This window comes from Mucilaginibacter sp. GW822-FHT03E02 (assembly GCF_058801545.1).
Map to the genome: position 1 here is coordinate 2,249,192 of NZ_JBXANJ010000001.1, position 15,112 is coordinate 2,264,303.

Genomic DNA, 15,112 nt, shown 5'->3' on the forward strand with positions numbered 1-15,112 from the left:
AGGGTTAATTAGTTGTTCTTGTATCCCACCACACATGTGCATCCTGGGTATCGCCACCTGTTAACCTTGCAACAGCAGCTTTAACATTTGTTCCGTTGGTATTATACTCCGAAGATGCATAGGTAAACCTCCTGACAATCTGGCCCGATGAGTTTGTGGCATCCGGCGCAGGGGTAAGCGACGGCCAGCCGGTTTTTCGCCATATAGCCCAGGCGGCATGGCCATCGGGGTAACTGGCTATCCACCTTTGGATAGAAATGTTTTTTATTTGCGAACCTGTTATGTCGGCGTTTTTAGTGTCTGTTACCGGGAACTGTGCCAGGTAAGAAGCAGACGGGGTCCCGGCATCCCATTGTTCAAATGATGCGGCTACGCCTGTGGTGTAATCGGTGGTGATACTTTCGTCAGTCCATCCTAAATTGGCGGCCTCGGCGCGCGCCAGCCAAACTTCGGCAGCATTAATCATCACCACCGATCCGGTTTCTAAACGGAGGTCGCCCCGTAAAACGCGTGTCCATGTCGGGTTTGCATCCTCAAATGCCAAAACACTCAGGCGAACCAAACCATAGGGCACGCCAATACTTGATGTGGTTACGTTGCCCGATAATTCGCTTGCCCCGCCAAATTCGGCCTGCCTGGGGTCGTTGCTTCCTACGGTGATATCTGTCAGCGTTTTTGACTCGCCATAATCTTTCCGGCCGTTGTAAAGGCTATACCAGGCGCTTTTGTAGGTGCCGCCGGGATAAACCAGGGTGAAGTTTTGGGCATTGGTGGTTATTACACCCGATGCGATAGCCTCTTTAACCGCTACAGCCGCATAATCGCTGGCGCCGGTTACCCTGTTTGACAATTGTACTGCAGCCAGCAACTTAAGCGAGTTGGCCATGCGTTTCCAGGAAGCTACATCGCCTCCATAAATAATATCGCCGGCCAGGCTTGATGATGAATCAAACTCGCTTATGGCCGAAGTAAGTGTCGAAATTATGCCTTTATAAATAGTTTCCTGGGTATCATATACCGGCTGTATTACCGCGCTTCCTTTTAAAGCCTGGGTATAAGGCACATCTCCCCATGAATCGGTAATTATCCAGTATATATATTGCTGCATAATTTTTGCTACAGCGGTGGAATTTTTACTTACGTTAAGGTTGATGATAGTTTGCAGGTTATTTAAATTGCCACTATAGTTACCTGTAAAAGAGTTTTGCGGTAAATTGTACAATGATGTTCCTGAATATTGGGTTTCAGAAAAATACTGGCCGTACTGGGCGCCCGATAAAGGCTCGGTGTTGGTAGAAGCGTAGCCACCAAGGTTTGATTGTACGTTGGTTAATAAAGCCGATGTAATAGCTGTTGTTGTAGCGCCGGGATTGCTGTTAACATCGCCAAAATCCTTCAGCTTGTTGCAGCCCGTTGTGTATAAAACAACGGCCATTGCAGCTGTATATATGTATATCTTTTTCATTTTGTTTAAAATCTTGATTGGTAGGTAATGCTTAGAATGTTACTTTGAGATTGAAGCCAAAACCCCTGGTTCCGGGCCATTGGGCCGTTTCGCCCTGCGAGGCGGTTATTTCAGATGGGTCAAAGTCTTTGGTTTTTGCATACAGCAGCAACAGGTTGCGCCCTGTTAATTCAAATCTGGCCGATTGAAGCGTTTTGCCAAAGCCGAGTTTTTTAACCGGAATGTTGTAGCCGATAGCAACCTCGCGAAGCTTAACAAACGTTAAATCATAAATAAAGGAATCGAAAGTTTTGTTGTTGTATAAGCCCTGGTAGTAAGTTTTTGCATCAACATAATAGGTGACCGGGTTGTTATTGGCATCAACACCGGTAACTTTAACGCCACCACCATCGGCAACAGGATCACGTACCGACATTCCTTTATCATTCAGCGCGGCGGTATTAGCAGTTAAACCGCTGTACTGGCCCCACATGTTTGATAACGAAACAAACTTGCCGCCAATCTGGTAATCGATATTAAAGCTGGCAACAAAATCTTTAAATATTGCAAAGGAGTTTTGCAAACCACCGGTAAACTTAGGCAGTACGCTGCCAAAGTATACGTTGGGATCATTGATATATGCACCGGTTGATGTAAGGATGGGAACGCCATCGGCATTGCGTTTAATACCGTTACCGTAAATCTGGCCCCACTCTTTACCTTTTTGCTGGATAAGATAAGGCATTGTGCTGCCCCAAACACCGGCAACAGCAACACGGTCTACGCCGTACTTGTCGCTGATTTCCACTACTGTATTTTCAATGATCCGGGCCACGTTTGTGTTAACCGTCCAGCTGAAGTTAGGTAACTTAACCGGCGAACCTCCTAAAGAGAACTCGACACCGCGTTTTCTGATCAAGCCAATATTGGTTAATATGGTTGAAACACCACTGGCCCCATTTACAGACAATGATACCGGGATATCTTTATCATCGCCCTGGTAATAGGTACCGGCAAAGGTAAGCCTGTCATTAAAGAAACCCAGGTCTAAACCAAACTCTGTTTGTTTGGTAGTTGTACCGTGCAGGCTTGGGTCGATGTAAACCCCGTTACCAGCCTGCAGCAGGTTCCCGTTCCATTTGTTGGAGCTAATTGAGTAAGTGGTATTATTGCGATATGCACCAAATGTTTCTGTAGATGTACCAAGCGCCAGCGGAATTTCGCCATATGATGCCCTTACTTTACCAAAACTTAACCAGCTTTTTGTTTGCGGCAATAACTCGCTGAAAACAAACGAACCACCAAACGATTTGGATAATACCGAGTTGGCACTATTAACAACCGACAGGGTTGAAAACCAGTCGTTACGGATGGTAACATCGGCAAACAACCAGCTTTTGTAACCTACAGATGCTTTTGCAAATAAAGCACGGTATTGTTCCTGGATGCGGGTATTCCCAACAGTAGCAGCATCAACAGAGTTGCCGATGGTGTAAAGATCATCAATGCTTAAACCGTTATTTGTATTGGCCGTATTGTCTTTATAGATGTAGTTAAAGATGTCGCTACCGGCATTGGCGTTAACCTGGAAATCAGCTATCTTTTTGCTATAGGTAACCAGGGTTTCGTAATTCTCCCTGTTTTGGTAAACTGTTCCGGTAGCGTAGCCGCCTTTAACACCGGTTTGCGTACCGCTATATTGTAATTCGGAACTTGTTTTGCTTTCATACCAGCTATCGGTGGCGTTTTTACGATAAGTAGCTTTAACACTTAAATCGTTATTGATTTTATAGGTAAGCGAAAAGTTGCCGTATAAACGATCTCGCTGGCTTACGTTGTTAATCTGATTGGCATAGGTGTAAAAATTGTACCAGTAATTACCACCATAAAAGGCCGATGGATCTGAGGCATCATACGATGTTGGATTTTGATGGTTCCAGCTTACGTAGGTTCCGTCGGGCGACTTTAAGTTTTGCAGCTCTTTCATGATCCCCATATCCAAATCGCGGTGAAACCAGGAGTTGAATGACCCGCTCGACTGGCTGGCGTAAGCATCATTAATTTGGCCGGTAAGTTGCTGGCCTACAAAATTAACGCTTGCGCCTACCGTAAAATGTTTGTTAAGATCGTAGTTAACATTTAAGCTAAAAACATTTTTATTAAGATTGCTGCCTGGTAAAATGCCACGGGTATTTTGGTTGTTGTATGACATCCTGATATTGTAATTATCAGCCGCCTTTGTAAACGCGAAGCTATTATTTAACGCTATGCCGGTTTGAAAATAGTCCTTTGCGTTGTTTGGCTGAGCTGTCCAGCTTGCAGTTTTAAAAGAATATTTAGTACCCGCCGCCCATGCATACCAGGGGATATACTCCTGCCCAACCATTTTAGGTCCCCAGCTGCTGTCATCGGTATAATCGGGATAGTACTTGCCGTTTAATGCTTTCCATCCTTCAGGGTCGCCTTCTTTATAGGTATACTGCATAAAATCGGCAGATGCACCACCGCCATAGGTATTCTGGTAGTTAGGTAATATGTAGGCTTTATCAAAGTTGGCCCCTAAGTTTATTTCGACACCCAGCCCACTGGTTTTTTTACCTTTTTTTGTTGTAATAACAATGGCACCATAAGCACCCTGCGATCCGAACTGGGCAGATGCCGCCGGGCCTTGTAAAACCGTGATGTTGTCAATGTCGTCGTTACTTAAATCGTCGGAGTTGGGCAAAATAGTACCGTCTACAACATATAGCGGGTTGTTGCCGCTTCCAAAGCCTGTTGCGCCGCGTAACCGGATATTGGTGTTACGACCCAACGCTGCAGCCGACTGGCTCCTTACCTGGATGCCCGCAACCTTACCGGCCAAAGCATCATTGAGGTTTGGCTCCCGGATAGTGTTCAGGGCTTCGGATTTTACAACCTGCGCGGCGTAGGATGCTGAACGGGAAGTTTGCCTGGTGCCGTAAGCACCTGTTACTATTACTTCGGACAGGCTGTTGGTATTGATAGCCAACATAACCTTAATTGGCGACGAGCCTATTTCGACAGTCTGGCTGGTGAAACCCGTAAAGCTGAATAACAAACTTTTTGCAGTGTTGGGCACGCCTAAGGTAAATTGGCCATTGGCCCCGGTTTGGGTACCAATTGTTGTTCCTGATACCCTTACGGATACGCCGGGCAGCGGCAATCCGTCGTCTTTTGAAATTACCGTACCGGTAATTGTTTTGTTTTGTGCTAATACAGCGTTAGCGAATAACACCACAAGGCACAAAGCTGTGAGTAGTAGTTTTTTCATCGTATAAGATCAATTAAGTGATTTTCAAATTTATATTAATTTCAATAAAATAGTATAAAAATTACGAATATTTAAATTTATATAGTTTTTATTTAAAATATTTATAAAAAATATGGATTATCACAGAAAAGTAGAAGGAAAAATATTTTTCAATAAACCTTCAGATGTTTCTTATTATTTTGAATATTTTAGCGTGGTTGCATTTACAGTTTTACCCTTGCCTGTTAAATGAAAAAGAGGATTTGTTGAGACTTTTTCCTGCGGATAAGGAAAGGGATTTACAGGTGGTTAAGGTTAACTTACACACGTTGTTTATTTAATCACACGTTATCAGGATTGTTTTTATCCTTCCACTGAGGGGGAAATTTGAAAGAAAACAAAAGAAGTTAAAAACGAAGGGCTGCGATTTAGAGATGGGTTACCGGAGGGTGGATGTTAACCACTGCGGGCAAAGCAGGTACCAATAAAGCGGGATATGCATGTGGACAGCAATAGTACTGCCCGGTTTTGTATTTGCCGTAGCGTTGCTTTTGCTTGCTTATAGTTATGGAGCCTTGCCACAGGTTTTAGTTGAATGAACGCATTTGGCCTGGCAACCGGGGTGTTTAAATTGTAAATTGCCGTAGCCCGCTTTTCAACGGGTTGACTTATAACCGGGCGGGAGTAAATTGCAGAAAGGGATTTGTGGCATTTAATCTAATCCTAAAAGTGTTTGGAGCGTTATCTAAAATAAACAAAGCGGCTGCTATATTCCCCCTCGGTTCTTGAAAGGTTACCTTCCTTGACGTGAAATGACAATACGCCCGAAAACTCAGATGTTTTATAATCTTTGCCGAACAATTTAGCGCAATGAGCAACAATGTCGCCAATTGCCCTGGGCGAATCAAAATAATCAGTTTGCAGCAACCGCTGAACTGCTTTGGTGGCTCCCGGCTTTTTCCCTAAAAATTGAACGTTACTGCTTTTTACCACAGTAGCATTCTCATCAGCAGCGCCATGAATAAGTGTAACAAGACGTTCTGCAATCACCAATTGAACCGCTTCGGATTTAAAAGCATTAACCGCCTCTGCTAATTGCATGTACTCTTCCTTAAACCGATCTAATCTTGACATGGATGAAACTGTATTCTCTAAGTATTTCATATTTTTAATTACTCAATTTTGCCTGCAAAGCCTTATTAAAATTTAATTTGATTTAGGTAGAAAAATCGAACCACTCGCCTTTCGGGCTGTTTGTCAATTATTGAATTGCCGGTATTTAACAGGCAATAGACGGAAAATTTGCTATCATCTTTTTTATATAATTTATCCGATCATATAAATCAATAGCGTTTTTTCCTAAGCCGATTCGCAACAGGAAATAAATTTTATCCTGACAAATCTTTACTATGATAGTAAAGGCTAATATAATTTATATTGAGACGGTAAAAGAAATGTATCGATGAATAGTAATTAACTATCGACTAATGGGCTACGGAGAGGTGTTGGCTATACCCAACTCCCTGTATTTTTTTAAAATTGCACAAGAAAGCGTAAGAATAAAAAAATCCCCACTCATCAGAGCGGGGATAAACCATTAGTATCCGGGAAGATCTTGCTTACGGATTAATGACTTGCCGAAACTTCATTTGCAGCCTGGATGATCACCCTGGCCACTGCCTGCGGTTGCGACATGAAGATTACGTGGCTGCCTTTCACTTCTGTTACTTTAGTGTTTGAGCGCTCGTACATCTTATGCTGGATAACGGGGTTGATGCTTTTGTCTTCGGTTGCAATACAGGCGTAAGCTGGTTTATGTCTCCAGGCTGGATCAGAAATTGGTGTGATAAAACCTTTGGCATAAAATGCACCTTGTGAAGCGTACATAAAATCGGCTTCCTCCTGGCTTATATCTGCACAAAAACCTGCATGATATTTAGCTTTGTCGTAGTAAACAATACCCTTATCGTCTGGTGCCAGTACTCCATTTTCGGGAGCAGGAGGCGCAGTTTGTAACCATTGTAATGCCGATTCGCCTTTGTCGGGTTGGAATGCAGCTACATAAACCAATGCCGCCACTTTGGGATGATTACCTGCTTCGGTGATAACGGCTCCTCCCCATGAATGCCCAACAAGGATACAAGGACCGTCTTGCTTGTCAAGCGCTGTCCTGGTTGCGGCTACATCATCTTCAAGCGATGTTAACGGATTTTGCACCACAGTAACGTTGTAGCCTTTTTTTGTAAGTACGGTGTAAAGGGCTTTCCATCCGGAGCCATCGGCGAATGCGCCATGTACCAGCACTACATTTTTTATTGTTTGTGCACTTGCTTTAGTTACCGTGCCGGTTACAGCAAAAAGAGCCACTGTTAAAATTAAAAGCCCTGCTTTCAATGTGTTTTTTATTGTTTGCTTTTTCATCGTTTTTGTTGTTGAAGTTTTTTGTTTGAATCAACAATACAAAGGTGGGTTGAAAAGCAGGCGGAGTTTATATGCACATTACCCGGTTAGTTGTAATTTTTTCCCTTCCTGAAAATTTTTTGGCGAATTTCTGAAATCAGATGGCGATACGCCCATGTTTTTTTTGAAGAAGTTGGAGAAGTAAGGTACGTCTTCAAACCCGAGCTCAAAAGTAATGTGTTTTATCGATCTGTCGGTATAGCACAGGAGCCGCCTGGCCTCCACTACAATCCTATCCTGTATAATTTGCGAAGGCGTTTTCTGGTTGAAAATTGCAAACAGATTAGATAAGGTTTTGGGTGCCTTACAAAGTTGCTCCGCATAAAAACTAACAGAGTGCTCGGTTTTAAAATTTGCTTCTACCAGCAGGTTAAACTTCCGGATGATGTGAAACCTTTCGTCCTGGAGTTTTTTGGCCGGTACATACCCAAACCTGGCCAGCCGGGTTACATACATAATCAGGCGCTTTAGCAGCACCAGCAACATTTCACTCTGGATATTGTCAGAAGTTTTGAATTCCTCAATAAAAACGTCGGATAGCAGTTGTAACTTTTGTTGTGCCAGGTCATCCAGCTTAACAAACATATGATCGGTACTGCTAAACAGGAACCCAACACAGCTTACCTCACTATCGTGATCGATAATGCAGTAAAATTCACGGTTAAACTGCCAGGCAATAATATTTACAGAATTTTTAAAACTGAAAGATTGATTGAACAAAAGGGTTAGCAGAGAATTGGACGGAAAATCATATTCAGATCCGTCGATGGTAACCGTTTGGCTTTCTCCTGTGTTCCACGCTATAGTAAAATACTTATTGAACCGGTCTTTACTGAAAAACAACCGGTCAAATGCCACCTCGTCCTTAAAAAGCAGTAATTCCCCGCCCGTGTTTTCCTCCCTTAGTTTAAGTCTCATTGTCGATTAAATAAATTTATTACAAGCAAATACGGGGTAACCACCAGCTTCTGCTTAACCGACGTTCAAAGTACGAAAGTACAATGGAACCCCAAACTTTAAATTACAATTCCCGGGTTTTGAGGATGCCTGTTCCCGGCTTCTATAAAATACAAAGCCCCATTTACTGTGAACCGTAAATGGGGCATAAATTATATTGACCTGTAAGATTAATTGACAGATACTGTTTGTGCTGCTTCAACTATCACAGCAGCTACTTTTTGCGGCTGCGAGATATAAACAGCGTGACTGCCTTCAATCTCGGTAACTTTTGTATCGGAACGTTTGTACATAGCACGCTGAATTTCGGGATTGATGCTTTTATCATCGGTAGCTACAATACCGAATGTGGGCTTATTTCTCCATGCGGCGTCCGAAATGGGGCTTACAAAACATTGAGCGTAGAAGGCGCCTTGTGATGCATACATAAATTCAGCTTCTTCTTTGCTCAAATCACCGCAGAAACCGGCGTGAAATTTTGCTTTATCATAGTAAACAATGCCTTTATCATCAGGAGGCAACACGCCGTTTTCCGGTGCAGGCTGGGCGGTTTGGAACCATTGAAGCGCCGATTCATTGTTATCCGGCTGGAATGCGGCGATATAAACCAAGCCTGCAACGTTAGGGTGGTTACCTGCCTGTGTAATTACCGCACCTCCCCAGGAATGGCCTGCAAGAATAGCCGGGCCGTCTTGGGCATCCAGCGCCAGTTTTGTTGCTGTTACATCATTTTCCAGCGAAGTGAGCGGGTTTTGTACAACGGTTACGTGGTAACCCTGTTTGGTAAGGTTTTCATAAACACCTTTATAACCCGAACCATCGGCGAATGCGCCATGTACCAATACTACGTTTTTTACTGCCTGAGTTTTTGCTTGATTTTTCATTGTTTTTGTTTTTAAAGTTTTTGTTTTGTTTTAACAATACAAAGATGCAGCGAAAAAACAGGGCGGATAATGAGCACATTTCCCGGTTAGTTGTAATTATTTCCTTTTGTTAAATTTTGCGGAATTACCAAAGTTAGCAGGTACGGCCTTTAGCACTAAAAGGCGTTTTTTGTATATAGATTTAATTACTCCTAAGGCAATTAGAAAGCCTTGGTCGCTGTATAGTTTTTATTAAATTATGCCAGCCGAGCTAAAATAACATCGGATCATTTTCATTAGCTGCTTCACTAACGGTCTCTAAACTACTAACAAATAATCATTCACTCCGCAAACTTTTCACCGGGTTTGCCAGTGCGGCTTTTAATGCTTTGTAGCCTATAGTTAACCAACCTATCAATAACGAAATTCCAATGGCTCCAACAAAAACCAATACACCCGGCGAAATACGATAGGCAAAAGTTTGCAGCCATCCGTTCATCAGGTACCAGGCGGCGGGTGCACTAATTACAAATGCTGCCACAATAAGCGCTAAAAATTCCTTCGAAAACAAATACAGAATGCTGTTAATTGATGCGCCTAAAACTTTTCGTATCCCTACCTCCCTGGTACGCTGTACTGCCATAAACGAAACCAGTCCATACAGCCCAAGACAGGAAATAAAAATGGCAATAAGTGCAAATACCTTATAAATCAGTTCCAGCTGGTTCTCCTGCTTATAAAATTTGGCAATGCTGTCATCAACAAAAAAGCCGGTGTAGGCGTACTCGGGATATTTCTTTTCCCAGGTGCTTTGCACAAGTGCGACCGTTTTCCTCAGGTTTTTCCCTTCAATTTTTACCGCAATTTCCTGCTCCAATTGTTTGAAGGGGTACATCACCAGGGGTTTGATTTCTTCGCGCATCGAATTTGTTTTAAAATCGGCAACAACGCCTACGATAGGCAGATTTCCGTAACTATCGAAGGTGATGGTTTTGCCCAAAGCTTCGTCTGCACGTTTAAGGCCAAGTTTGCGTATAAAAGTTTCGTTAACCACCAACTGCCGCGCGGTATCGCTGGGTTCATAGCCTTTCCCAGCTATAAATTTGAGGCCAAATGTTTTAAAATAATCAGCATCGGCTACCTTCATGAAAATATCAAAGCCAGGATCTTTTTCGGAATGATTGAAGAAGAAATTGCTGGAATTGTTATGTACTGAAGACGGCACATCAGCTGAAAAGCTGGCCGCTTGCACACCCGGCAACGCAAGTACCTGTTGTTTAAAGCTGTTCAGGCGCGATAGGCCAACGCTATCGGCAGGGCAAGGTACGGCAAGGACCGCTTGTTTATTAAAACCAAGATCGGCGTTGTTTACAAAATCCATTTGTTTAACGGCGATAGCCGTTCCAATAATCAGTAACTGTGAAATGGCGAACTGCGTAACTACCAATACCCGGCGGAGCGATATGCCACCCGCCGCTTTGGAGTTGATTTTGTTTTTCAACGCCTGGATAGGTTTGAACCCCGATACAATAATTGCCGGGTATACCCCGGAAAGAAGGACTACTGCGCATATTAAATAAGCCAGGCAAAGCAATATACCGGGACTGAACAGGCTTATGATATCGGGCACGCTGGCAATGCGCTTAAGTAATGGGAAAACCAGTTCGGCCACAACTATAGCAAGACCGGTAGAAAACAGTACGATAATGGTCGTTTCGCACATCACCAGGCCTATCAATTGCCCGCGGCGGCTGCCCAACACCTTGCGAATTCCCACCTCTTTAGAACGGCCGACCGATTGCGCAGTTGATAGATTAATGAAATTGATGGATGCCATAATGACTATCAGTACTGCTATAAGCGACAATGTGCGCAGCGTAGACTTGCTGGTTACATGATCGCCCAGCGTACCGCCAAAACTGGTATCGAAGTGGATGGCTGATAAAGGCTGTGCTACAGCAAATCTCTTCCGGCCGGTACGTTTATTATTTTCAAATTGTTTTTTTGAAAAGCTTAGCATTTGCCTGTCTACGGTGCTTTGCGATACATTTGCCGGGAATTTGATGTATACCTGGCAGTCACTGCTGGTTTCGTCCCAGGTATTTATATAGTTGTAGCTTTTCGCGTTCTGTTTCCATGTGATGTATGAAACCAACACTTTAAACGGAAGGTCGGTATTAGCAGGTACATCCTGTATTACGCCTGCTACCTTTAGTGTAAGCAGGTTGTCCATCCTGAGTGTTTTTCCTACAGCCAAGTGCCAATCGCCAAAGTATTTTATCGCGCTGCTTTGATCAATCACCACCATATTGGGATCCTTTAAAGCTGATGCACTGCCGGCCAGCCAGGTTGCTGAAAAAACATCAAACAACTCAGGTTCGGCGAACATGATGCCGGTGTTTTCTACAAATTTTTTATCTGCTGCCGGGTTACCATTTACCGCCGGGGCCACAATCTGGCTGCCATAAATGGCGTTGATGCCCGCAACGGTGGCCTGCGGAAAATAAAGGCGAAAGGCGTCTACCGCAGGCGCCGATATCCCGGCACTGTATCTGATGTTGCCTTCCCGCTCTTTTTTGGTAACGATGCGGTAGGTGTTTTTATAACCCGGCTGATACGTATCAAAACTCAGTTCATATTGAACAACCACAAATATAAGCAGGCTGGCTGCAATCCCTACTGCCAGGCCGGCTATATTAATGGCCGAGTAACTTTGATGGCGAACGATATTGCGCCACGCTATTTTTAAATAATTTTTGAACATATAACTACGGTTTAATTTCCCTGCAGACCACCTGATAGTGGCTTCATGGTTCGAAATTACCGCAGCAGATAGCGTAATACTTCTCAAATTATAGGATGGGAAGCCTTTTTTCAGATCATTTTTATATTCCAGAGGAGTTTTACCGGTGGCCTGCTTAAAAATACGGCTAAACGTGCTTTGGGCGTTAAAGCCTGATTCATATGCAATGCCCAGCAGTGTGATATGGTTGTAGGCCGGATCTTCCATTTTACGGGCTGCATCTAAAACCCGGTATTCATTGATAAAATCATTGAAACTTTTTTTGAGTCCGGTGTTAATTATCCGCGATAGTTCATGGGCGCTGAGGTTAAGCTTTTTAGCAAGTGAACTTAAACTTAATTCCGGGTCCTGATAATAACGTTTATCTCCAAGTACCTTCTTCAGCCAGTTACCTTTTTGCCTTAGCGACGCGGGGGTTGTAGGTTTTGAAATTCGTATTGTCGGCACCAGCACCGTGGTTTCCGGTTTTGAATGAACAGTGGCAGCTATCCAAATCATCATTCCCGCCAACATCAGGTACAAAGAATAGTAAGCACTTATACCTAAACTGTAATGGAAATAAAAATAATCTACCAATGTATATGGCACCCACAACAACCATAACAGGCCAAAAGCCTTGATTAAACGATGCAGCCAGCGCATTTGATTGCGGTACCTGTCATTTAGGGTATTGAATTTCAGCTGTTGATAATAGTGCTCTATCAGCTTGAACGAAATATACAAGTAGACAAACACCGAAATAAACGCCGCCATATTCAACACCGGGCTCATTTGCCTAAAGAGGGGCGTATTATAAGTTGCTGTGCCGGTATCGATGCTTTGGTCAATCTCCAATACAAGTATGCCCTGTTGCAGTAGCGAGGGGATAAAGTGCAGCAGATCCTTTCGACGTAATTTATATCCCGGCCGGCTTATCTTAAGTACATAAAAATAAATAAGCGGCCCAAGCGCCAGCGAAAATTGAAATGGCAGCCGGCTCCAATAAGGAAAGTAAGCGTCCAGGTCAACGCTTTTCCCCAACAACCAAGTCATCCATAAAACAATAGTTAGCAGCCCCAGGGCGAGAAAACGATTTGCAGGGCGGTTAATGCTTTTGGTAAACCATAACAGCATGATAAAAGTGAGGCCGATAAATACCACTGCCAAAAAAGCAAAATCGTAAGGGGTGATATGGAATGTATATGGCTTCAAGACATCAAATAGCTCAATCGTTATTCCAAACAACTAATATACTGATATCCTGCCAATTAAAAATGCAGTATTATTAAGATTGTAATAAAAGCGAACAGCAAGATGTTCGCTTTTGAATTGAACAGGAACGGGCATTTTTCGCCCCCATGCTTATACGCTTTGCAAGTCAGGCACGCGGCATTCCATTTTTACCAGTTGAGCAACCAACAGTGCGTAGCCGGGTAAAATGTCACGACCGGGCAAGCCACAGAAAAACAAAACACAATTGCCTGCTTGTATAGCCTTGAGGTTTTATCCCGGCGTGGGCTACCTTTGCTTTACCGGTGAATGAATGGTTAACGAACTGCTTATCTTGCAAACAGCAATTGCGGTTTGCCTGGTAGCGAGGCCGGCGGCGGAAGTATGGAGCCGCTTGCCGCAGCTGCTTCCTTTTTTCACAAGCTTAATCGTGTTTTTTAAAGATTGCAATCATAAGCCTCTCCTCCATTAATACCCTCTGATAGTACCGTATACTCCGTATGATTGATCTCTAATGTCATACAATGGGGAAATGGAACCTGTTATATGAAAAAAGTCAAAGTCGGCCGCGCCCCCTATATTTTTTGTAGCATAATTAAACAAAGCAAAACGATAGCCCATGAAATGCGGGAAGGTATAGGCCATTTTTAATTGTGTGCCCAATGGTATCCACGTTTTCCCGTCCAGGCTATAAAAAAAGTCTGCCGCGTCTTTTCTGTTCGTAAAATTGCATTCCGCTTTAAAGTATACTACATTTTGGTTTAAGGGGATTTTTTGTGCTTCTACAGATTTTCCGGTGCTTGCATTGATCATTATAATAGCTTTGCTATCCCCTGTTATTTTTACACCAGCCAATCCGTAATTTTTTTGCAAAAGGCCCAAACCTGCAAAATCACCATCTTTCATTTTAGAAACGTCGAGCGAAACGGTCCCGGAGCATACCGGGCCAATAGTGCGTTGTGTCAATGAATTTCGAGCCATCAGGAAATTGGTGTCGATCCTGCCGGTGGTGAGTCGTAAATACCCTTTACGCGCGGTAACAGACCACAAGCTATTATCCGGGTTATGGTTCCATTGCCAAACCAGTGGTATTGCACGTTCACCTTTTTTACGGGCAAACTCGTCCGAAGCAACAATTCCTGGGATTAAACCTTTACCGGCCGGCAGGTCGAGTGTATCGGTCACTTTGCCGCCAGTGCCCAAAACGGGCCATCCATCCATCCACTTTACAGAGACCAAATAGGGAATACGGCCCACCGAGCCATAATCACGGAACAAATAAGAATACCAGGCCCCATTTGGCGCTTCGACCAATCCTCCCTGCGCCACACCTAAATCCTGGAGGCCAATTCGTCCTTCGTACGGGCCGGTGATCTTATCTGCCCGGTGGATGATGACAGTGCGCATACCGCCCTTTGGCCATGTAATATTGAAAAGATAATATTTGCCGCGGATCTTAAAAAGTTGGGAGCCTTCGGCCGGAAGACCGGTGCCGCCTGATGGCAAGCTTGCATTTTCAATAATGGTTTCATCCGTTCCGCCCGGTTTTATGCCCGAAAGATCGTCTTTCAGTTCAACCAACCTCAACTTCCCGCCCCCGCTAATCATATAAACCTTTCCGTCATCATCAAAAAACAAGGAGTTGTCGCCCATCAGGGGGGTAAATGACCTTGCTTTCCATGGGCCTTTTTCGACATCGTTTGTAGAGTAGATGTGAGTTTTGCCTGTGGTTGACGCAAATGTGCTTACATAATAGGTGCCATTATGGAAACGAATAGAACTTGCCCACGAACCCTCCCCATACATGCTTTTGCCATTTGTGAGATTTGTTGCATCAATGTTTGCTAAAGTATCGTATGCATAACCCACCGTCTTCCAGGTCACCAGGTCGTGCGACTTCATAATCGGTACACCGGGGCTCATGTGCATCGTTGTGCTGCTCATGTAATAGCTATTGCCTACACGTTCTATTGATATGTCCGGTACATCCGCATAAATAATGGGATTAGTGGCTTTTTGTGCATATAAACATGGCGCTATAAGCGTGATAATTAAGGCCGTTGTCCATAACCTGTAAATCTTGTTTCTCATATTCACATTTGTCT

Annotated in this window: 8 protein-coding genes; all 8 read right to left on the bottom strand. The window is 43.7% G+C overall.

What is annotated here, in order from left to right; translation table 11 throughout:
* Positions 1–4: 4 nt before the first annotated feature.
* Complete coding sequence (locus tag AC1RM2_RS09575; RefSeq protein WP_492984878.1) at positions 5–1,465, bottom strand: SusD/RagB family nutrient-binding outer membrane lipoprotein; 1,461 nt, start codon at positions 1,463–1,465, stop codon at positions 5–7.
* 31 nt (positions 1,466–1,496) lie between these two features.
* Positions 1,497–4,736, bottom strand: coding sequence for a SusC/RagA family TonB-linked outer membrane protein (locus AC1RM2_RS09580; RefSeq protein ID WP_492984880.1), 3,240 nt, complete (start codon positions 4,734–4,736; stop codon positions 1,497–1,499).
* Between the two features lie 720 nt (positions 4,737–5,456).
* On the bottom strand, positions 5,457–5,879 hold the full coding sequence (locus AC1RM2_RS09585; protein ID WP_492984882.1) for a hypothetical protein: 423 nt from the start codon (positions 5,877–5,879) through the stop codon (positions 5,457–5,459).
* A gap of 462 nt (positions 5,880–6,341) precedes the next feature.
* Positions 6,342–7,136, bottom strand: coding sequence for an alpha/beta hydrolase (locus tag AC1RM2_RS09590; RefSeq protein WP_492984884.1), 795 nt, complete (start codon positions 7,134–7,136; stop codon positions 6,342–6,344).
* 78 nt (positions 7,137–7,214) lie between these two features.
* Positions 7,215–8,093, bottom strand: a complete 879-nt coding sequence (locus AC1RM2_RS09595; protein WP_492984886.1) for a helix-turn-helix domain-containing protein — start codon at positions 8,091–8,093, stop codon at positions 7,215–7,217.
* A 209-nt stretch (positions 8,094–8,302) separates the two neighbouring features.
* Complete coding sequence (locus tag AC1RM2_RS09600; RefSeq protein WP_492984887.1) at positions 8,303–9,016, bottom strand: alpha/beta hydrolase; 714 nt, start codon at positions 9,014–9,016, stop codon at positions 8,303–8,305.
* Between the two features lie 316 nt (positions 9,017–9,332).
* Positions 9,333–12,989 carry an ABC transporter permease gene (locus AC1RM2_RS09605; protein WP_492984888.1) on the bottom strand — a complete coding sequence of 1,219 codons (3,657 nt, stop codon included), beginning with the start codon at positions 12,987–12,989 and terminating at the stop codon, positions 9,333–9,335.
* A 486-nt stretch (positions 12,990–13,475) separates the two neighbouring features.
* Positions 13,476–15,098 (bottom strand): glycoside hydrolase family 43 protein, encoded by a 1,623-nt coding sequence (locus AC1RM2_RS09610; RefSeq protein WP_492984889.1) that lies wholly within the window; start codon positions 15,096–15,098, stop codon positions 13,476–13,478.
* Positions 15,099–15,112 lie beyond the last annotated feature (14 nt).